At 40.6% G+C, this 20,165-nt stretch carries 16 protein-coding genes and 2 pseudogenes; 7 read left to right on the top strand and 11 right to left on the bottom strand.

Annotated features, from left to right (window positions below; genetic code table 11):
• Positions 1-196: 196 nt before the first annotated feature.
• The 5 genes from HWQ39_RS17445 to HWQ39_RS17465 all read right to left on the bottom strand — a co-directional run bounded on the left by HWQ39_RS17445 (position 197) and on the right by HWQ39_RS17465 (position 3,350).
• Positions 197-802, bottom strand: a complete 606-nt coding sequence (locus HWQ39_RS17445; RefSeq protein WP_292847577.1) for an exopolysaccharide biosynthesis protein — start codon at positions 800-802, stop codon at positions 197-199.
• A 58-nt stretch (positions 803-860) separates the two neighbouring features.
• Positions 861-1,745, bottom strand: coding sequence for a lipid kinase (locus HWQ39_RS17450; protein WP_292847529.1), 885 nt, complete (start codon positions 1,743-1,745; stop codon positions 861-863).
• A gap of 669 nt (positions 1,746-2,414) precedes the next feature.
• Positions 2,415-2,591: a hypothetical protein gene (locus HWQ39_RS17455; RefSeq protein ID WP_292847532.1), complete on the bottom strand. Its 177-nt coding sequence runs from the start codon at positions 2,589-2,591 to the stop codon at positions 2,415-2,417.
• Positions 2,592-2,631: 40 nt separating this feature from the next.
• Positions 2,632-3,048: an alternative ribosome rescue aminoacyl-tRNA hydrolase ArfB gene (gene arfB, locus HWQ39_RS17460; protein WP_179068897.1), complete on the bottom strand. Its 417-nt coding sequence runs from the start codon at positions 3,046-3,048 to the stop codon at positions 2,632-2,634.
• A gap of 47 nt (positions 3,049-3,095) precedes the next feature.
• Positions 3,096-3,350: an RNA-binding S4 domain-containing protein gene (locus HWQ39_RS17465; RefSeq protein WP_292847539.1), complete on the bottom strand. Its 255-nt coding sequence runs from the start codon at positions 3,348-3,350 to the stop codon at positions 3,096-3,098.
• Between the two features lie 486 nt (positions 3,351-3,836).
• Here HWQ39_RS17465 and dpdE point away from each other — a divergent pair, with 486 nt between their 5' ends.
• The 3 genes from dpdE (at position 3,837) to murD (ending at position 11,069) form a co-directional block, all read left to right on the top strand.
• Positions 3,837-7,148 carry a protein DpdE gene (gene dpdE, locus HWQ39_RS17470; RefSeq protein ID WP_292847542.1) on the top strand — a complete coding sequence of 1,104 codons (3,312 nt, stop codon included), beginning with the start codon at positions 3,837-3,839 and terminating at the stop codon, positions 7,146-7,148.
• 138 nt (positions 7,149-7,286) lie between these two features.
• On the top strand, positions 7,287-9,440 hold the full coding sequence (gene glyS, locus HWQ39_RS17475; RefSeq protein ID WP_292847545.1) for a glycine--tRNA ligase subunit beta: 2,154 nt from the start codon (positions 7,287-7,289) through the stop codon (positions 9,438-9,440).
• 84 nt (positions 9,441-9,524) lie between these two features.
• Positions 9,525-11,069: a UDP-N-acetylmuramoyl-L-alanine--D-glutamate ligase gene (murD, locus tag HWQ39_RS17480; RefSeq protein ID WP_292847548.1), complete on the top strand. Its 1,545-nt coding sequence runs from the start codon at positions 9,525-9,527 to the stop codon at positions 11,067-11,069.
• Between the two features lie 136 nt (positions 11,070-11,205).
• Here the strand turns inward: murD and HWQ39_RS17485 are convergent, their stop codons facing one another.
• From HWQ39_RS17485 to HWQ39_RS17495, 3 genes are all read right to left on the bottom strand, one after another.
• On the bottom strand, positions 11,206-11,418 hold the full coding sequence (locus tag HWQ39_RS17485; RefSeq protein WP_366932281.1) for a type II toxin-antitoxin system HicB family antitoxin: 213 nt from the start codon (positions 11,416-11,418) through the stop codon (positions 11,206-11,208).
• Between the two features lie 147 nt (positions 11,419-11,565).
• Entirely contained in the window at positions 11,566-12,174 is a 609-nt protein-coding gene (locus tag HWQ39_RS17490; RefSeq protein WP_292847551.1) for a hypothetical protein, read from the bottom strand.
• 170 nt (positions 12,175-12,344) lie between these two features.
• Positions 12,345-12,932 carry a thylakoid membrane photosystem I accumulation factor gene (locus HWQ39_RS17495; protein ID WP_292847554.1) on the bottom strand — a complete coding sequence of 196 codons (588 nt, stop codon included), beginning with the start codon at positions 12,930-12,932 and terminating at the stop codon, positions 12,345-12,347.
• 286 nt (positions 12,933-13,218) lie between these two features.
• Here HWQ39_RS17495 and HWQ39_RS17500 point away from each other — a divergent pair, with 286 nt between their 5' ends.
• The gene (locus tag HWQ39_RS17500) at positions 13,219-14,556 is read left to right on the top strand and encodes a Mur ligase family protein (protein WP_292847557.1); all 1,338 of its coding nucleotides are present in this window, start codon (positions 13,219-13,221) and stop codon (positions 14,554-14,556) included.
• Between the two features lie 75 nt (positions 14,557-14,631).
• Complete coding sequence (locus HWQ39_RS17505) at positions 14,632-15,450, top strand: type 1 glutamine amidotransferase (protein ID WP_292847560.1); 819 nt, start codon at positions 14,632-14,634, stop codon at positions 15,448-15,450.
• 120 nt (positions 15,451-15,570) lie between these two features.
• On the opposite strand, the gene acsF is transcribed toward HWQ39_RS17505, so the two are convergent.
• Positions 15,571-16,647, bottom strand: coding sequence for a magnesium-protoporphyrin IX monomethyl ester (oxidative) cyclase (gene acsF, locus HWQ39_RS17510; protein WP_292847563.1), 1,077 nt, complete (start codon positions 16,645-16,647; stop codon positions 15,571-15,573).
• A gap of 739 nt (positions 16,648-17,386) precedes the next feature.
• Between acsF and HWQ39_RS17515 the strand changes: the two are divergent.
• Together HWQ39_RS17515 and HWQ39_RS17520 are read left to right on the top strand one after the other, a co-directional pair.
• Positions 17,387-17,548 (top strand): annotated as a pseudogene (locus HWQ39_RS17515) (TM2 domain-containing protein); the annotation flags it as partial.
• Positions 17,549-17,734: 186 nt separating this feature from the next.
• Positions 17,735-18,532: pseudogene (locus HWQ39_RS17520) on the top strand (serine/threonine-protein kinase); the annotation flags it as partial.
• Positions 18,533-18,823: 291 nt separating this feature from the next.
• Here the strand turns inward: HWQ39_RS17520 and HWQ39_RS17525 are convergent.
• Both HWQ39_RS17525 and HWQ39_RS17530 read right to left on the bottom strand, forming a co-directional pair.
• Positions 18,824-19,492, bottom strand: a complete 669-nt coding sequence (locus HWQ39_RS17525; protein ID WP_292847565.1) for a DUF2996 domain-containing protein — start codon at positions 19,490-19,492, stop codon at positions 18,824-18,826.
• Between the two features lie 259 nt (positions 19,493-19,751).
• Positions 19,752-20,165, bottom strand: a 414-nt coding sequence (locus tag HWQ39_RS17530) for a DMT family transporter (protein WP_292847568.1), incomplete at its 5' end; no start/stop codon positions are given.

Here is a 20,165-nt window from a genome sequence, read left to right on the forward strand (position 1 = left end):
TGCACCTTAATTAAATCAAAGCCCTCAGCTTTTAGTTGAAGGCTTTTTTATTGCTAATATATTTTTTCAGACTGGAAGAAAATAAATTTGGATGCTAGTTAAATATTCCCGGATATGATGATCAATAAAGCGGATTAATAAATGGTAGATGCACCCTAATAAATTACAGCCCTCAGTCAAAAGCTGGGGGCTTTTATTATTTAAATATAGAGGGCAGTAAACTAGGAGCTAACCAGACTGCATAACCAATAAATCCAAACAGCAAGCTAATCAGGGCAGTAATGCCATAGCCGATGCAAATCAATAAACCGTCAGATTCAATGGTGGCAACAGTCAAAAGTAAAATACCTATAGTGGGGATGGGATTTGTAAACGGAATTGGTAATATTAGTAATACTGTTAATAAAGAGATACAAAATCCATTAATTCGCCAAATCAAAGGATTATGGGCTATTTTTGCTAATCGCGGACGGGCAATTTTCTGTAAAACTTTGGTAAGACGCCCCAAATTTTGCAAAAGCAACTGAGCGAAGGGACGAGGAAATTTGTAGTTAGCGATTCTTTTTGGTAGCCAAGGCGATCGCCTCCCTAAAACCATTTGCCCTGATAATAGTAAACAAGCACCACCAAAAGGGCCAGTTAATCCCGGTGGCATAGGAAATAAAAATGGCAAAACTAATAACGTAATTACCAGGCAGAAGCCTCGTTCTGAGGTTTCTGCCAAAATATCACCTAGAGTTAGCGGTTGTTCAACTAGGCGTTGCAATAGGGACTTTATATCTTGAGAAAATCTCAGATGCATTTGGCGTAAATTGATGCGAGTTCCCACTTTCTAGCAGGGAGATGAGGGAGAATAACTCTTAACTCCTGATTTTTGGGGGTACTAAAACAGCTATAGCTTTAGGTATAACCCGAAAATGAGCAGGTGTGTAAGTAGTGATTTCACCATCTGTATTGATAGGGCGCGGTTTATGAGTATGTACCTCTATTTCTTGACCTTGAAGAGAGCGTACACTCTGCCAATGTATATGTTGCCCTTGTCGCATTGCAGGTACTAATAATATCATCTGCCACCAGTGTTCAATCTCCAAGCTATAAAGGTCTAGTCTTTGATCGTCTATTGCGGCATCGTCAGCCACGGTCATACCACCACCGTAATAGCGGCCATTACCCACAGCAATTTGCACTGTTTTGACACGAACTGATTCACCGTTAATCGCAATCTCGGCTGTAAAAGGTCTAGATTCCCAAATTACTTGCAATGCAGTGGCAGCATAAGCAAATATTCCCCAACGGCGCTTGACTTCTTTGGTAAGTCGTTGAGTAATTTTTACACTCAATCCCAGGCTGGCAACGTTAAAAAAATGCTTGCCATTCACACAACCCAAGTCAATGCGGTGTAAATTTTTATACGAAATAATTTTGCAAGCTTCGTTGAGGGAATTCGGGATTCCCAAAGTTCTCGCTAAATCGTTAGCAGTTCCCAGAGGCAAAATTCCCAAAGGCAACTGAGTATCAACTAAAGCATCTACGGCAGCATTGAGAGTGCCATCTCCTCCGCCAATAATTACCAAGTCAACTTGATGCTGATAGCGATGTATAACTTCAGCAAGATGTTTGGGATCTTCTGTAGACTCTTCAATTAAATCAAAGTCGAGTGTCTTCAGATATTGAATCGCTTCCGACAGACCCTTTTGCCCTTGGCGGGCATGACGATTTACTAACAGCAGTGCGCGGGAATTCATAGTTAGTACCTTTTGTAATTGATATGTCGAATTATCCGCATCTATATATTCTGCTTAAAGTTGACTATAAAAAAGTGTTCAGGCTGTGATTGAAGTTACCACTTACAGTAGGGAATAGGGAACTATTAACTGGGTTGAAAGTGTCTTGGTATTTGGCTTTTTTATTAGATTTTATACCTCATTTACCTGAAATCTGCTGTCTTTTATTGTGACTAGTAAGTTCTAATTTTTATCGTTATCTAGCTCTATTAGTTGTGAGTATGCTTACACTCATCAAATATAATTATTAATCTCTGTATGAATTAATTTTAGGTTTTTTTATAAAATCGGGAGTTATTAAAATAATATTATGCCAAAAAAAAGAGATATTTTTCATTAGTATAGATACATATTTGAATATTAAATTTGTATAAATACTATGAATAATCATATTAATTCTTTGTGAAACTGCACAAAATCAGGCTTTGTGAGATAAGTTGCTTAACCAACTTATTCTATATAACCTCATAGGTAATCGATATCATAATTATTTAATTTTTGTTTGATCGAGAAGAAATTATATATGTCAACTTATGCTGTGACAGATTGTAAATTGTCTATGGTAAAGTGATCGCACCTTGAAAACGACTCTTTCGTGCAAATCCCCATCTTCTATTTTAAATTTTGTTTTTATGACTTTTTCGGGTTAGTGTCGCCACCAATAATTGCTTGCAATACTTCACCTAGTAAAGATAAAAATGCTGCCAATAATATTACAAGCATTAAACTGGCAAGGGCTGCAAACGGAGAAATAATAAACAAGATTAAAAGTGCAAATATCAAAAGTTTTAGTAATGTTTTATTCATCTTTTTTTATTCATCATGTTTTCTACAAATAATCAATAAATCAACCATCTGTCACTCGCCCTCTGTTAGATTTAACCTGTCCGCGCTTAATTTTATGATCGAGGCGCTTTCTTTGAGAACTGCGGGTTGGTTTGGTGGGTTTGCGTTTTATCGTGACTACAACTGCACTTTGAATGAGTTCTTGCAGTCGTCTCAACGCTGACTCGCGATTGTTTTCTTGGCTTCGATGTTCTTGGGCTTTAATAACGATGACTCCTTCTTGGGTGATGCGTCGATCGTTGAGCTTTAAAAGCTGTTGTTTATAATAATCGGGTAATGATGAAGCCACAATATCAAAGCGCAAGTGAATCGCAGTGGAAACTTTGTTAACATTTTGGCCTCCTGCTCCTTGCGAGCGAATCGCAGTAATTTCAATATCTGTCTGCGGGATAATAACTTTGTTGGAAATTTGTAGCATTACTCACAAGGCAAAAGAGGAACTTTGAAATTTGGGATAAAAATCTTTTACTCGGTTTGTTCGGGAAAATCAATTACTACGTCTTGGTCTTCATTATTGTTCAAATCCACCTCTAAAGTCTGTCCTTGGATTGTCACTTTATCACCTGGTACTAATCGCCGTCCTCGTCGGGTTTCTAGCATACCGTTTACTTGGACATCGCCACCTTGAATCATCAGCTTGGCTTGTCCTCCAGTTGGTACTATACCCATCAACTTTAAAAATTGATTTAACTTAATTGTGTTGTCTCTAATTTTCTTCATCGTGAATAAAACTACATTACTTTAATTGTATCGTGGCGTTATCAAGGTAAAGTGTGAATCTGTTGCGCTACATATCAGCCGATATTAAATAAAATACAACCTCAAGTATTTTGTCTAGTTTAAATGCCTTTTTTTAACGCAGAGGAACACAGAGGTAAACGCAGAGGTACGCAGAGTTTTGCTAAAGTTGATTCGCTATGAATTAATGAAATGTTGTACTTGGTCACGAACTGATATGCCATTTTGAAGGTTGCTGAGTCGAATGATGGGAAGATGAATTTATACTTAAAAATCAGCAATTTTAGGTAAAAATACAAATTGGCTGAGTTCGAGTCAGTATTTGTATCTTGATAAAAGCATCGCGATCGCTCTAACAAAAACTGTAATGCCAGTTTATTATCTATAATGTTGATCGACAAAACTACCAGATATAGGCTCAAAAACTAGTCTGGGAGGTTCTTTTAGTTTGTTCAGGGGACTGGATCTATGATTAAGCTTGGTTTATTGGTACAGTCCCAGAATAACTCTTTGGGTATCGGAAAAGTTACGGAAATATCTGATGCCAATGTGATCGTTGAGTATTTCTGCTCTATAGGGCAACGTCTCCAAAAAACGTTACCTTTAAGTTCGCTCTCTGAAGTCCAGCTTGAACCCCAAGCTAGATGCTACATCAAGTTCCCAACCCAGGAAAAATGGATAGTTGGCAGAGTTTTTATCTGGGATGAAGATACAGAAATGTATCAAATAGATTTACCAGATAAGAAAACGGCGATCGCTTCTGTTGAAGACATTTACGTTCGTTGCAATTTACCCAACACAAATCCCATCGAAACTCTAGCGATGAAGGGTCACGAAACCCCCTACTTCCACGACAAAAGATTGGCTTTCGTGAAATCCTTGATTCAGCAACGCGCTGTGAGTCGGGGGATGACAGGACTGATTTCGGCAAATATCAATCTTTATCCTCACCAAGTTGAAGTAGTCAGGCGGGTACTGGAAGACCCAATTCAACGCTATTTGTTAGCAGACGAGGTGGGACTCGGAAAAACCATCGAAGCGGGTGCGATTCTCCGTCAATTCCTCCTGGATGAGCCGAAAAGAGGTGCGGTAGTCATAGTTCCGCAATATTTACTTAAACAATGGCGGACTGAGTTAGAAAACAAGTTTTACATCTCCCATTTTGGCAAACGGGTAGCGGTGCTGGCGGTTGAAGATATCCATAAAATCAACCTGAAAGCGAAGATAGGCTGCTTAATTTTAGATGAAGCTCATCATATTGCAGCAATGGCGACCTCTAAGGATGCAGCAGTTCGCCAGCGTTTTCAGACTTGCAAAGAACTTGCTCATAAAAGCGATCGCTTACTTTTATTATCTGCAACTCCGGTTCTGAATCATGAGCAAGATTTTTTAGCCATGTTGCACTTGCTCGACCCAACAACCTATAAACTAGGTGATTTAGTAGGTTTCCGTACCAAAGTTGAAAGCCGTCAGCAAATTGGTAAAGTTCTGCTTTCTTTTAAAGAAGGTGCAGAACCTCTGGTTCTCAAAAGCAACTTGCAGCAATTACGAAACCTCTTTGCGGAGGATAAGTATTTGCTGAAGCTGGCAGATGATTTAGAAAATTGTTTACAAGCAAATTCTACTGAGCAAGAGCAAATAGTCCAAGCAATTCGCGTCCATGTCAGCGATACCTATCGACTACACCGGCGAATGCTTCGCAACCGTCGCGCGGCGGTGGAAGATGTGATATTTGACCGCAACTTCACGCCCAAAGAAGAATATGATTTAGACGAGCGATCGCTTGATATCCACGAACTCCTCAATCAATGGCGGAGTGTTGCACCTCAAGAAAAGCAATATCAGAGCATTTTTCTGCTGTTATTTCTCGCTGCTGGCACTTGGTTAGGCATTTTAGAGCAGGTAATTAACGCCCGGTTAACTGGCAAACCTCATGCTAAACTCATCCAAGAGTTTAAAGAAGATGATATTCGCATCTTAACTACAACCCCCAAATTCTCAGGGGAAGAAGAAATTCTGCAATCCTTACTAAAAATTATTCGTCAACCTCAAGAAGACGGACAACGGACGGAAAATTTAAAAACAGTACTGCTGAATCAGTTAGGTACTTACTTCAAAATCCCCGCAAACGTCCGCAAGAATCAAAAGGAATTCATCACCAGAATACAGCAGAGAATCAAGAGACCAATTACTGGCGATATTCTGCCCAAATTTGTTGTATTTACCAGTTTTGTGCAAACTTGTGGCGAAATTGTCCGGTATTTATCTGATACCTTTGGTGCAGAGACAGTAGCCAGCCATCAATTTGGAGAATCACCAGATAAAGTTGAGGAAGGCTTAAATAGGTTCAAGAATAACCCAAACTGCTTTATTCTAGTATGCGATCGCTCTGGAGAAGAAGGGCGTAACCTCCAGTTTGCCGATTGGTTAATTCATTTTGACCTGCCTTGGTCGCCTAATCAATTAGAGCAGAGAATTGGCAGACTTGACCGCATTGGCAGCAAAATTGGCATTCAATCTACAGCTTTGATTGGCCCTTATTTGGAAGATAGCCCCCACAATGCTTGGTATAAAGTCTTAAAAGATGGGTTTGGTATTTTCCAGCAATCAATTGCGAGTCTCCAATTTTATGTGGATGAGAAACTTGCAGAATTAGAAACAGTTTTGTTTCAATCAGGTGCGGCTGGCTTGTTGGAGATGGTTTCACCAATTCAAGCGCAAATTGAAGCGGAAATAGTCAAAATTAGCGAACAAAATACTCTCGATGAAATTGACGCTAATGATGAAATTGCAACCCAGTATTTTCAAGATTTAGATAATTACGATGCTTGCCATTTAGAAATTAAGCGAGCAATTGAAGGCTGGATTTGTGACGCGCTGGGATTCAGGGGAATGAATAACCCAGATTCATCAGATATGCGACGTTATCAACCAACAACGCGTACCTTAGTTCCTATAAATGAGTTAAAAAACCGTTTTGCTGAGAGTTATCTAGACCAATTTGGTACTTATAATCGTAGAGTAGCAAACCAGAATGCGGGGATTAAGCTGTTTCGAGTTGGCGAAGGATTTGTCGAAGCACTCTTGAACTATATAAATTGGGATGACCGAGGTGAAGCCTTTGCAATGTGGCGCACTGATACATCTTGGGATGCTAAAGAAGGAAAAGAGTGGTTCGGTTTCCAATGCAATTATGTAGTCGAGACAAATTTAAAAAATGTCAAACAAGTTTTAATCGATTACAAACTAGATAATTCTCAATTCAAAAACTTGCAAAGACGTGTTGATGCTTTATTTCCGCCAATTATAGAAACTATCTATGTTGATGGTCGCAAAGAGCCAATACGCGTTGTCGAAGATAAAGCACTCTTAAGTATCCTGCAACGTCCATATAAAGATAAAAACAATAATCAAGGACGAGATTACAATCTAGCAAAAGAGCGCTTAGGAATTATTGACGATTTTGTTGACCCTAGTAAATGGCAAAATTTTTGCTATCAAGTGCGTAACACTTCTTTAGAATTACTTTCCAATCGTCCCGATTTTATTGAATTATGCCAAAATTGTGCTAGCGTTGCCGAAAAGAAATTAAGCAATCGAGTCGAACAATTACGCCTGCGTCTGAACCAGCAAAATTGGGATCAGGCATTAGGTGAAGAAGTGAAGATAGAAACTGCTTTAAATGCAGCCATTCTACAGGGAATTCGTCAGCCGCTACTCAGGCTTGATTCGGTGGGTTTCATCATTGTATCGGGGCAATCGCTTGTACAATTTGAGTGATATTATGTGCCAATAATGCCAAGTTTATCCAACAAAGCTTTTGCCGCAAGCTAGAACCGCCCTCTAGCTAAAAATCACGATCGATCGCCTGAGAATAACTGATAAAGTTGAGCTACGCAAAGTTGAAAACAGTGTTATATGCCTGGGTTTCTATTAGAAGTTGGTACAGAAGAACTACCTGCAAGTTTTCTCAGTGATGCTTTAGTACAATGGCAGGAACGCATTCCCCAAAGCCTGGAAGCAAACAGCCTAAAGGGCGCAAATGTCCAGGTATATGGTACTCCCCGGCGGTTGGCGGTAGTGATTACAGGACTACCATCGCAGCAACCAGACCGAGAAGAAGAAATTAAAGGGCCCCCCGCCCAAGCTGCCTTTAAAGATGGTCAGCCGACAGCCGCCGCCGCAGGCTTTGCCAAAAAGCAAGGTGTGGAACTGGATGCACTATCTGTTCGCCCCACTGACAAAGGGGAATTTGTCTTTGTTCTTAAAAAAATTATCGGTCGTCCTGTGGCGGAAATTTTGACAGAACTTGTTCCCCAGTGGATTTGGGGTTTAGAGGGTAAACGGTTGATGCGTTGGGGTAATGGGGATGCCAGGTTTTCCCGACCAATTCGTTGGCTGGTAGCTTTGTTAGATGAGACAGTGCTGCCTCTAGAATTAGTGAATGGTTCTAAAACGGTTCAGAGCGATCGCATCTCTCAAGGTCATCGGGTCTTACATCCTGAACCTGTGACAATTGCCCAGCCGACTGATTATGTTACCGCCCTCAAGTCTGCTTATGTCAACGTTGACCCAGAAGAACGGGCAAATCTGATCAAAGAGCAAGTAAAGGCAGTAGCAGATAATTTAGGTGGGTATACAGTAATTTACCCTGATTTGTTAGCAGAAGTAATCAACCTTGTAGAATATCCTTCCGCAGTTGTCGGGAAATTTGAACCAGAATTTTTAGAATTACCAACTGAGGTAATTACTGAAGTGATGGTTACTCATCAGCGTTATTTTCCTGTATTCAAACCAGGGAGTTTTGAGCAAGAATTATTGCCCAACTTTATCACCATTTCTAACAGCGATCCGAAAAAATCAGATATTGTTGCCGTCGGGAATGAAAGGGTAATTCGTGCCAGATTAGCTGATGGCAGATTTTTCTATGAAACTGATTTAACTAAACCAATAGAAAGTTTTTTACCCCAGTTAGAAAAAGTCACTTTCCAAGAAGAATTGGGTTCGGTGCGTGCCAAGGTAGATAGAATAGTTAAAATCGCCGAGCAAATTAGCAGCCAATTAGAATTAGCGGAAAATCAAAGCCAAAGAATCCAACGTGCTGCTTTATTGTGTAAAGCAGATTTGGTGACACAAATGGTATATGAATTCCCTGAATTGCAAGGCATTATGGGAGAAAAATATGCCTTAGCTAGTGGTGAAGATGCCGAAGTCGCAAAAGCAATTTCTCAACATTATTTGCCAAAGGGAGCCGGTGATATTTTACCAGGAACACTCACGGGTAAAATTGTTGGTTTGGCAGATAGATTAGATACTTTAGTGAGTATCTTTGGTTTAGGCTTAATTCCTTCCGGTTCATCCGATCCCTTCGCCTTACGCCGTGCTGCTAATGCTGTAGTTAAAATTGTGTGGTTTGATAATCTGCCAATAAATTTAGATGATTTATTGAAGCAGATAGCAGCAGATTTTGCAGCCAAATATCACAAAGAACAGGCATCATTAACCACAGCATTACAAGAGTTTTTCTTGCAACGCATCCGCACTTTACTACAAGAAGAAAAGCAGATTGACTACGACTTGGTAAATGCAGTTTTGGGAGAAAATGACCCAGAATATACAGAACGGACTTTAAAAGATTTATTGGATGTACGCGATCGCGCCTCATACTTACAACAAATCCGCAACGACAGTACCTTAGATAACATCTACGAAACCGTTAACCGTTCCACACGATTAGCCGCTCAAGGTGATTTGGATACAAAACAGCTAGAACCAACAACCGTAGTTCGTCAAGAATTATTCCAAAAACCCTCTGAGAGTACTTTGTATAATGCGCTAATCGAATCAGTGCCGCAAACCCAAGCAGCACAGCAGACACGAAATTATCAACTATTAGTAGTAGCACTCACAAAAATTGCTCCAGCAGTTAGTAACTTCTTTGATGGCCCAGATAGCGTCTTAGTTATGGACTCCGATCCAGAAATTAAGCGTAATCGGTTACATCTGCTGGGATTAGTTCGCAATCATGCCCGTGTTTTAGCTGACTTTGGTGCGATCGTTAAAAATCTGTAGCGTAGGTTAACAAAAACTGGTGTAATTTTTGCCAATAAACGCTAGTATAGGGAGTGCTTAACCAGGGACACTCTGCTGCAATCTATGCCTAGAGCTACTGTTATTGGATTGGGAAAGTCCGGTGTTGCTGCGGCGAGATTGTTGAAACGGGAAGGTTGGGAGGTAGAGCTGAGTGATGGCAACACCTCCGAAACCCTCCTAAAACAACAACAACAACTCGCTGCCGAGCAAATAATCGTAAAACTCGGCCAATCTCTAGAATTAAATGGTGCTAATTTACCCCAATTAATAGTTGTTAGTCCTGGTGTGCCTTGGGATATTCCCGTGTTAGTTGAGGCACGCCAGTTAGGTATTGAAACCATTGGCGAAATGGAACTCGCTTGGCGAAATTTACAATCGCTACCTTGGGTAGGAATTACTGGCACTAACGGCAAAACTACTACCACAGCTTTAATTGCTGCCATATTCAAAGCAGCAGAATTAAATGCACCAGCTTGCGGGAATATTGGTTATGCCGCCTGTGATGTTGCCCTATCTTACAGGGGGAAAGGAGCAGGGAGCAGGGAGCAGGGAGCAGGGGGAGCAGGGGGAGCATTTGATAATTCCTCACTCCTCACTCCTAACTCCTTACTCCTAACTCCTAACTCTTCACTCGATTGGGTAATTGCGGAAGTTAGCAGCTATCAAATAGAGTCTTCGAGTTCTCTTGCTCCTCGGATCGGTGTTTGGACGACTTTCACACCGGATCACCTGAGTCGTCATCAGACTTTAGAGAACTATTACAACATCAAAGCTAAGTTATTACATCAGTCCGAGTTGCAAGTATTCAATGGCGATGATGCCTACTTGAGTCAGCTAGGTTTAAGCGCTTGGCCTGATGCTTATTGGACAAGTGTTAGAGGAAAAGATTTTCTAATTAGCGAAAAAGGCTTTTACATCGAGGACGGCTGGGTTGTGGAAAAATTGACTGCAACCTCTGCACCAGAACCAATTGTGAAAGTATCTACTTTGCGAATGGTGGGAGAACATAACCAGCAAAATCTGTTGATGGCAGTAGCAACAGCAAGATTAGCAGGAATTAACCGTGATGCGATCGCACTTGCAATTCGAGAATTTCCTGGTGTTGCCCATCGTTTGGAGCATATCTGCACTTGGGAAGGTATCGACTTTATTAACGACAGCAAAGCTACTAACTACGATGCTGCTGAAGTTGGTTTAGCATCCGTTAACAGTCCAGCGATTTTAATTGCTGGTGGAGAAGCCAAAGCCGGAGATGATACTGGCTGGTTAGCAAAAATTCAAACCAAAACTGCTGCTGTGTTATTGATTGGTTCTGCTGCACCCGCATTTGCTAAACGTCTGCAAGAAATAGGGTATCATAATTACCATATTGTGGAAACTATGGAAAGGGCAATTCCCAAGTCGGCAGAATTAGCCAAGCAGTATCAAGCGCCTGTGGTATTGCTATCTCCGGCTTGCGCGAGTTTCGATCAGTACCCAAATTTTGAGGTGCGGGGCGATCGCTTCCGTCATCTATGCCTTGCTTGGGCGGGAGGTTGGAAACCTGCCAAAGTAGAATTTTCAGAGTTTGAAAACTCTAATCAAGAGTCCATAGTTCAAAGTCGATAAACATTGTTTGTCAACAAGTTCTTAGTAAGGACTTTAGTCTTTATTTTTTAAGCATTAAAGTCCATATTAGGAACTTTTAAAACTAACTTTACAAATATCTAGAAGGATTGTTTAGTGCTAATTTAGTAGTTTTAAATTATATTTTGCTGTAGTTTGCAACTTCAACCTCATGAGAAATGCTTGTAGGTTTTGGAACAGGTAAACCATCTTCTAGCATTCCTTCTATATGAAATTCAATAGCTTCTGCAATCATCTGCTTGACTTCTTCTAAAGTTTCACCCACAGCAACACAACCTGGTAAATCAGGGACATAAGCAGAGTAATTACCTTCAGCCTTTTCAATCACCACTACATACTGCCTTGCGGTTCTCCTTATAACTGTGCTTGCCTCCAGATATTTTTTAGAGTACCAATTGGTACATCCACATTTGGCTTACTAGCCATTGTTACAGTACCAGGTTTATTTCTAAATGTGGGTTTCTTCTGCCTTCTGAAGTCAACCAATAGGGCGATTTCCGGGATTGACTGCATGAATATATTCACTACCCGATCGCGGTCTTCCTCGTTTATAATAAGCTTCTTCTGGTTTACCCCATCCTAGCTGCAAAATCATTTCCAAAAAGCTAGAATTTTCCCACTTGCACAAACTTGCCCATTCTGTTCTTTGAACAATTCTTTCTAAATCAGATGTGACAATTTGTTGATGTTGTTTACTATTATTGAAACTTAAGTATAAATCCATCCCAATAGTGACTTCATACCAAAATTCTACGATGGAATTTTTAGCGGCTTTTAATATCTCTAAGTCACCATTGAGGGCAATTAACTCACTATCTATTTCGGGATAGTACAAGTTTTTTCCTTTAACTGTCAATTCCCGCCAGATAATACCGGAAACTAGATTTTCTTCCTGATACTCGTGAACTGCAGTTTTGAAATCTTGATAAGCAGTGAACTGTTGCAGCCCATCAGTACTGATAAACTGGTCAATTACAGGATTGCCAGAAACTTTTATTTCTAATTTTAGGCGTTTTCCTTTGAGGCAAGCTTGGCGTTCGGCTGCCAAAATTTGAATTAGTTCTTGGGTGGTGTAAACCTTTGACATCAGAATACACTCTATTTAGTCATTGGTCATTGGTCATTAGTCATTAGTCAGTTATTACGGACTTATAGACTATAGATTAACTTTCTAATCATTATGCTTTGACATCGGCGGCGATGTAGTAACAGATATCACTAAAAATTAGGGCAGACCAATTTGGTCTACCCCATAAGTTATTTAGCTAACTCACTGCTAAACTCATTAAAGGCTCGCCGTTTTAGCTGTGCTGTTTCAGTACGTGGTAATAAATCAAAGATTTTACGAAATTGATCGTCTATATCTTCAAAAGCTACTTGACCCTTTTTATTCAAAACTACTTCACCTGATTTATTTAACACCACGACTTGAGGAACACTCCCAGCATAGTAATATCCTGGTTCTGTTGGGTCGTAGCTCTCTTTAGGCGGGATAGTATCTACATTAATCGGCATAATCTCTGCTACCCGACCATAGAATTCCTGTACCCGTGAAATGGAAATGGCATATCTTTTGGAATCGCTACTATCATCCAGATAAAAAGCCAAAAATACGGGTTTATGTTCCGCTAAAGTCTGTGCGAGTGTCTGTCTGGGAGGAACCAATGAACCATTGCCAGCATAAACGACAAAGATGTTGCCATCATATAAATCATTATTAAGACCAGCAGATGCAGGTTGCATACTTATAATGAAAAGACTTACAAGCAACAACAGGCATTTGGACAACCACCTTTGCCAGCTAGTAATTTGTTTATGTAAAAAAAGAAACTTTGCGCTATTCATCAAAAGGAACCTTGCAAGCTACTACTTGTTGTGAGTTTGTACTGAATTTGGCAAACTGGGCTGGATATGTAATTACGCCCACGCACTATTTTTTAAGATAACGCCTACTGAGATTATCTCTCGCAAGTGGCTGGTACTGCTATGCGGAAGTCAAAACAAAGGCGAAGTAGTACATAATCCAAAATTCAAAATGGCGATGACTGGCTTTTTCAGCCAGGATTCGCTAAACTCACAAGATTAAATTTGCACTTTTAATTAGCAACCGCCAGAAGACTAGGGTACAGATGTGGGAAACAAAATACAATTCATAGATAGGCTGCGATTGGGTTTCGCGGTGTCAGTGGCAAAAAGTGTGACCTTTATTGTGCGATCGCTCCGTCTGGGTGCTGCTAGTGTATTACCAGGCTCGATTGCTCGTCGCATTGAACCCCGACTCTTACAATTATTGAGTCAGCAAGTTAAAAATGGAGTGATTTTAATTGCTGGTACTAACGGCAAAACCACTACAGCGCTGCTTTTATGCACAATATTAGAACGCAAGGGTTTTCGTGTCACTCATAATTCTACAGGTGCAAATCTGGAAAATGGCTTGATGACGGCGCTTTTAGAAAGCACCAACTTACTAGGTACGCTAAATACTGATTACGCCATTTTGGAAGTTGACGAAAATATTGTACCTAGAGTATTAGCGCCACTCCAGCCGCGAATCATTCTCTGTTTAAACTTGTTCCGTGACCAACTCGATAGGTACGGCGAAGTAGATACAATCAGTAAGCGTTGGACAAAAGTTATTTCTACCCTACCAGCAGAAACGGTGGTAATTCCCAATGCTGATGACCCAACTTTATCTAACCTCGGTCAGCAGTTACCCCAACGGGTGTTATTCTTTGGCTTGAATGAACCAGAAAATTATCTAGAAGCAATTCCTCACGCTGTCGATTCTATTTATTGTCCCAAATGCGGACATTCTCTAGATTACAAGGGTGTTTATTTGTCTCATTTGGGAGATTTTACTTGTCCTAAGTGTGGCTTTACTAAAAGTAAACCGACTCTCGAGAGTAATAAATGGTCGCAAATTCTGGTTGGTTTGTACAACAAATATAATACTTTGGCAGCTGCAACTGCGGCTATTGAGTTAGGAATTGATGAAGTAACAATCAGAGATACTATTAATACCTTTCAAGCTGCCTTTGGTCGGGCTGAAGATTTAGTAATTAACGGTAAACGAGTACGAATATTGTTATCAAAAAATCCTGTAGGAACGAATGAAACCATTCGCGTAGTTACTCAAAGCACAGATAAAACCACACTGCTGGTATTGAACGATCGCACGCCCGATGGCACTGATGTATCCTGGATTTGGGACGTGGATACCGAGAAATTAGTCGAACGCGGCGGGACTTTAGTAGTGAGTGGCGATCGCGTCTATGATATGGCACTACGTCTACGTTACAGCCAAAAGTCCCCTGAGAGTAACTTAAATTTAATCGTCGAAGAAGATTTGCGACAAGCGATCGCTACTGCATTAGAGCATACACCAGAGAATGAAACTCTGCATATTCTACCTACCTATTCAGCCATGTTAGAAGTGCGAGAAGTTCTAACTGGTAGGAAAATTCTTTAAATTGGGCAGTGGGAATTAGAGAAATTTTGCCCATTCCCCACTTCCCAATACCCAATCAAATTACGAATTACGAATATGACTTCTCAAAATTTAGAATTAACAATTGGTTGGCTTTATCCGACGCTGATGAGTACTTATGGCGATCGCGGTAATGTAATTACTATAGAACGTCGCGCCGAGTGGCGAGGATACAATGTGAAAGTGTTACCCCTCGATCAAAATTCCACAGCCGCAGATATTAAAACTGTAGATGTAATCGTTGGTGGTGGCGCACAAGATCGTCAGCAAGAAATTGTCATGCGTGATTTGCAAGGTGCGAAAGCTGATGCAATGCGCGAGAAAATCGAAAATGGAACACCAGGAGTATTTACTTGCGGTTCACCTCAATTACTGGGACATTATTATGAACCAGGCTTGGGACAAAGAATTGATGGTTTGGGAATACTCGATTTAGTTTCTGTGCATCCTGGTGAAAATACTAAGCGCTGTATTGGTAACTTGGTAATTGAAGTGACAGCTTCACGCCTAGCGCGAGATTTAAAAGAGATGACGGGTAGCACACCATATTTGGTAGGCTTTGAAAATCACGGCGGACGTACCAAACTAGGAAAAGTGGAAGCTTTAGGGCGAGTGGTGTACGGTTTGGGAAATAATGGTGAAGATGGGACAGAAGGAGCATTTTATCAGAATGCGATCGCTACTTATTCTCACGGCCCTTTATTACCGAAAAATCCCTTTGTCGCCGATTGGTTAATTCAAACAGCACTGCGGCTAAAGTATAACGAAGCGATCGCATTACAACCTTTAGATGATAATCTTGCTGTACAAGCACGAGAAGCAATGTTTAAGCGGTTAAAAGTGAGTTTACCAAGTGCTGCTGCGACGAAAGTTTAACGCATATAAACTAATTACTTAGACTTATTGACAAGTAATACCCTTTAGGGTGCCGTCTTAAACAAAAAAGTGGTTCTGCTGATTGCAGAACCACTTAAGCTTTCGCAAACCTGTTACAAATTAACGAACTGCTCCTTGATAAGAAACAGTATCAATTGGTTTCACTAGATATAGGCGAAATAACTGCCAACCATTGGAAATGTAAAGCGGTAGTTTTTGGAAGAATTGCAGGAATTTGGGAGTGTTGGAATTAGCGATCGCACTCAACTTCTCATTATTGCTTACACAAATGTCCAAGCGCTGATAAAACTCTGGATTCTCTACATCCAGCATCAGCGGGAACACCCTACCTGCATTCTCGTTGGTCTTTTCAATTACATGGATATCGTATTCTCTTGCATCCAGTCCAAGGGTGGCATAAAAGTCCTTGCGTTGGATGTCATTGAGATACATGGTCGCAAACACCGACAATAGGAAGAACCGACTCCACAGCCGTGCTTTCCAATCATTCAACATTTGCGGCTGAGATCTCATGATCGCATCAAAGAAATCACCGTGACGGTTTTCATCTTGACACCAGTTTTCAAAGAACCGGAAAATTGGATAAACCCGGTCTTCGGGATGTGTTTCTAAATGGCGATAAATAGTGATGTAGCGCCAATAGCCAATTTTCTCAGAAAGATAAGTGGCGTAGAAGATGAATTTCGGTTTAAAGAAAGTATAACTGCGGCTCTTAGTCAAAAACCCTAAATCTAGGGATAGATTAAAGTCCGATAAAGCTTTGTTCAAAAAGCCAGCGTGACGTGCTTCATCCCGTGACATCAGGTTAAAACACTCTGCCAAAACGGGGCTTTTGCCTTTCAAGCGACGACCAAGTTCTTTATACAGCAAAAAGCCGGAAAACTCTGCCGTACAAGAACGTTCTAGAAATTCAACGAACAACTGGCGAGTTTCCCCGTCAATATGATCCCAGGATTGTTCAAACTCGGCATCCCGAACAAAGTGGTGGCGGTTGTAGTCAGTGCGGAACTCTTCGAGAATGGCTTGTAACTCGTCTTCGTTGACGGAGATATCCATCCGTGCCATTTCATCAAAATCGGTAGTATAAAACCGAGGTGTTAACAGGGTTTCTTTTGCCGGGACTTTAATCCCTGGCCGGATTTCTTCAAAGCCTGGTTTTTTGAGGGAATCTACCATGTCTTGATTGCTCTTTCGTCTTTATTATTATCTTAAGTAGACCTTTCGGGTGACGCTATTACGTCTCTACCGCTACGCTAACGGTAGTTCCTCATGGGGAGCCACTTGCTCCACTTGGGGAGACCCCAAGTGGAGCAAGTGGCGTAGGAAACCCTTTTGGCGCTAGCCTCTCCCTTTGGGAAAAGACCGGACTGCCTTACCAGAAAGCCAAGGGTAATTGCTCTGGCAAACCGTAACAGCCCATAATAATCCAATTGTATAAAGTTCAGTCTACCAAGGTGCGGGTTAGAAACTTATAAGCAAAACATTAAGAGTTGCAACAATAATTCAATGTTTGAAGGATCAACAATCGCAGATTAGTAGTTAAGCAAAGGTAGTTTTAGCGATCGCCATTGTTTCGATTCAGTAAAGCAACACGCACTTTTTGTATCTAAAAAACTCTAAACTCAGTAATTTGCCGTGGTTGTTACTACAATAAATTTATCGGGTTTGATTAATCAATACGTTAGCGATCGTTAATTTATTAACAATCGTTAACTAGCATAATTACTTAAAAAAATTAAATATTTAGTAATATGTTACACTCTTTTCAGTGACTATAGGTTAGATAGTAACCACCTACAAAAATTGCCAGAAAGTAACTGATGCAAGATGTAAGTCTAGCTATCCATAATTATAAAAAACAGTATGGGAAAACCATCTTAGACAACAAGAGCAAATCCAAAGGGTTGAAAACAAGATGAATCTTGAAAACAATCAGCGTAAAAGCCGACTTCTTGTTTCTTACATCTTGTGTGCAGCCGTCTTTTTAGGATTAGGAGGACTGCACCGTTTTTACAATGGCAAGATTGTAAGTGGTTTGTTCTGGCTGTTGACTGGTGGTCTGTTCGGTATAGGACAGCTTTTGGATTTGTTGATCATCCCTGAGATGGTTGACGAATATGAACATAAGTTGAGATTCAAAGTAGGTGTATCTCCCTTGGGTGTACCGTTAAATCAAGCAGTGGTCGCCTCTCAAGTCCACGAGCCAACAGGCAACAAACTCATGATTGAACTCATCGAAACGGCAAGAAGCAAGGGTGATAACTTACTCCTCAAAGAACGTTATCGTGCGATTAAACAAATAGGGCAAGGTGGTTTTGGTAAAACCTTCTTAGCTGTAGATGAAGATAAACCTTCAAAACCATTATGCGTAATTAAACAATTTTATCCTCAAGCTCAAGGTACTGGCACTCTTGCAAAAGCCATAGAATTATTTAATCAAGAAGCGGTGCAGTTAGATTTATTAGGCAAACATCCCCAAATTCCTGAACTACTGGCATATTTTACCCAAGAAGACGAGCAGTATCTTGTACAAGAATTTATCGACGGGCAAAATTTAGCTCAAGAGTTAGCAGATAGAGGTACTTTTAGTGAAACGGAAATCTGGCAATTACTAAATGATTTATTACCAGTATTACAATTTTGTCACGCCAGAAAAGTAATTCACCGCGATATCAAGCCAGAAAATATTATTTTACGTAAAAGCGAAACCCAACGCAAATTAGTATTAGTAGATTTTGGCGCTGCTAAATCTGCCACTAACACCGCCTTAAATAGAACTGGTACAAGTATTGGTAGTCCTGAATATGTTGCACCTGAACAAATGAGAGGTAGGGCTATTTTTGCCAGCGATATTTACAGTTTGGGTGCTACTTGCATTAATTTATTAACTGGGCGATCGCCCTTCGATTCTTATGATATTAATAACGATACTTGGGTTTGGCAGCAATACTTAAAAACTTCTGTTAGTAACAAGTTGAGTCGCATTCTTAACAAGATGCTAGAAAGTATTCCCATTCGACGCTATCAAACAGTAGATGAAGTTCTTAAAGACTTAAATCAACACTCTTGAAGAAGAATTCAGAATTCAGGAGTCAGAATCAAGACGGGAGGCTAAAAGCGTAGCAAGATCCCTGTAAGGGTACGAATAGTTACTATCGACCAGTAATACAGAATTCATTCTAAATTCTGACTCCTGAATTTTATCGATAATTTTTTAAGGCAAAATTTAGTTATTGAAAACGACCCCAATGTTGGAGCCGTTACCTACCATTTCTAGGAACTTTAATTATTATTAGTCATTTGTCCTCAGTCATTTGTCCTTTGTTAAAAACTAATGACTAATGACCAATGACTAATTTCTACCTAACCACTTTTGACCATCTAAGCGCTGAACTAAGCCAAATACCAACAAATCGAGGGTAATTCTGCGCTCATCGATTAAGAATGACTCAAGAGTGCTAGGTTTTTTGCCTTCATTACAGGAAAATCCCTTTTTTCCTTGAATATCTTCTTCGGGGAAATACAGGTTAAACTGACGCCGACCGATTTCCGACCAACTGCCGATAATTTGCCAGCATTCTTCGGCGGATTCAAAGCCAGTGATAGGCACTTTCTGCTTGGCGAAAGACACCTGTAAATCTTGCACACCTTTTTGAGCGATCGCTTTTTGTAAAGCTGGTAAGTAGTCTTGCTCAATGAACTGTACAAAAGGCTTATCTTCAACAGATGGGGCTTTTTCCTTTTTGGCGGCTTTAGCGGCAGCTGGTTTTTCTTCCGTTGCGTCGACGGCGGGTTTTTCGCCTACTGCGGCTGCGGGTTTTTCTCGCTTGGGTGGTTTAGCAGCATTAGGATTATCTTCTGGGTTTGCGGCTTTAGGATCTGGCGCGTTGGCAGTAGGAATATCTGTGGCTTCGGGTGAGTCTGTACTAGGAGCGTGTTCTTCAGCCACACTGGGAGCTTGCTTGTCAACAGTGCTGGGAGCTACTTCTCCCGCTTGATTGTGATTGGTTGGGTCTGCCATTGCTCAGGTCAATCCTTTAATCTAGCTTTGGGAGCGATCGCTCACCTTGATGTATCGGGTATTTTTATTTTGACATACTAGTACCGCAAGGCGAAATTCAAAATTCAAAATTAATACAGTGTAAGCGTTTCATCGATTTTGAATGGGTGGTTTATTTTGACGGTTAGAGAGATGCGATAAATCACCGTCTCTACAAGTTTGGATTTGTGGTTTGAGATATTCAATCCAAAATCTAAAATCTAAAATTCTTCCGCCTCCTTCAAATCCCTTTGAATCCCATACCAGCTTCTACCTGTTGCTGTGCTGGAGTAGAATTCACCTTGCTAGAAGTCTGACGCCAGGTACCAACTTGGCTCAAGAATATACCTACTAAAATCAAGCTACCGCCAATATATTGAGCGAAGTTAGGGGCTTCACCCAAAATTAAATAGGCTGCTAGAATGCCCACAATTGGGCTAAATGAGCTAACTAAGGAAGCCGTAGATACAGTGGAAGTTTTTAAGCCTTTAATCCAAAAAGACTGACCTAGTACCACAATCAACCCGCCATAGAGAAACATCCATTGCCACAAGAACGGTGAGAGAACATCAGCAAAATGATCCCTGCCATAGAGTACTAAGGGACTTCCAAAGAATAAATTATTCCAAGAAAAACAAGAGACAGGTTTTTTCAA

The sequence above is a fragment of the Nostoc sp. NMS8 genome (assembly GCF_017115045.1).
Lineage (GTDB): Bacteria > Cyanobacteriota > Cyanobacteriia > Cyanobacteriales > Nostocaceae > Nostoc.

Coding starts and splice junctions, on each gene's coding strand:
- HWQ39_RS17445 (WP_292847577.1), bottom strand. CDS start 802: ATGCATCTGAGATTTTCTCAAGATATAAAGTCCCTATTGCAACGCCTA.
- HWQ39_RS17450 (WP_292847529.1), bottom strand. CDS start 1,745: ATGAATTCCCGCGCACTGCTGTTAGTAAATCGTCATGCCCGCCAAGGG.
- HWQ39_RS17455 (WP_292847532.1), bottom strand. CDS start 2,591: ATGAATAAAACATTACTAAAACTTTTGATATTTGCACTTTTAATCTTG.
- arfB (WP_179068897.1), bottom strand. CDS start 3,048: ATGCTACAAATTTCCAACAAAGTTATTATCCCGCAGACAGATATTGAA.
- HWQ39_RS17465 (WP_292847539.1), bottom strand. CDS start 3,350: ATGAAGAAAATTAGAGACAACACAATTAAGTTAAATCAATTTTTAAAG.
- dpdE (WP_292847542.1), top strand. CDS start 3,837: ATGATTAAGCTTGGTTTATTGGTACAGTCCCAGAATAACTCTTTGGGT.
- glyS (WP_292847545.1), top strand. CDS start 7,287: ATGCCTGGGTTTCTATTAGAAGTTGGTACAGAAGAACTACCTGCAAGT.
- murD (WP_292847548.1), top strand. CDS start 9,525: ATGCCTAGAGCTACTGTTATTGGATTGGGAAAGTCCGGTGTTGCTGCG.
- HWQ39_RS17490 (WP_292847551.1), bottom strand. CDS start 12,174: ATGTCAAAGGTTTACACCACCCAAGAACTAATTCAAATTTTGGCAGCC.
- HWQ39_RS17495 (WP_292847554.1), bottom strand. CDS start 12,932: ATGAATAGCGCAAAGTTTCTTTTTTTACATAAACAAATTACTAGCTGG.
- HWQ39_RS17505 (WP_292847560.1), top strand. CDS start 14,632: ATGACTTCTCAAAATTTAGAATTAACAATTGGTTGGCTTTATCCGACG.
- acsF (WP_292847563.1), bottom strand. CDS start 16,647: ATGGTAGATTCCCTCAAAAAACCAGGCTTTGAAGAAATCCGGCCAGGG.
- HWQ39_RS17525 (WP_292847565.1), bottom strand. CDS start 19,492: ATGGCAGACCCAACCAATCACAATCAAGCGGGAGAAGTAGCTCCCAGC.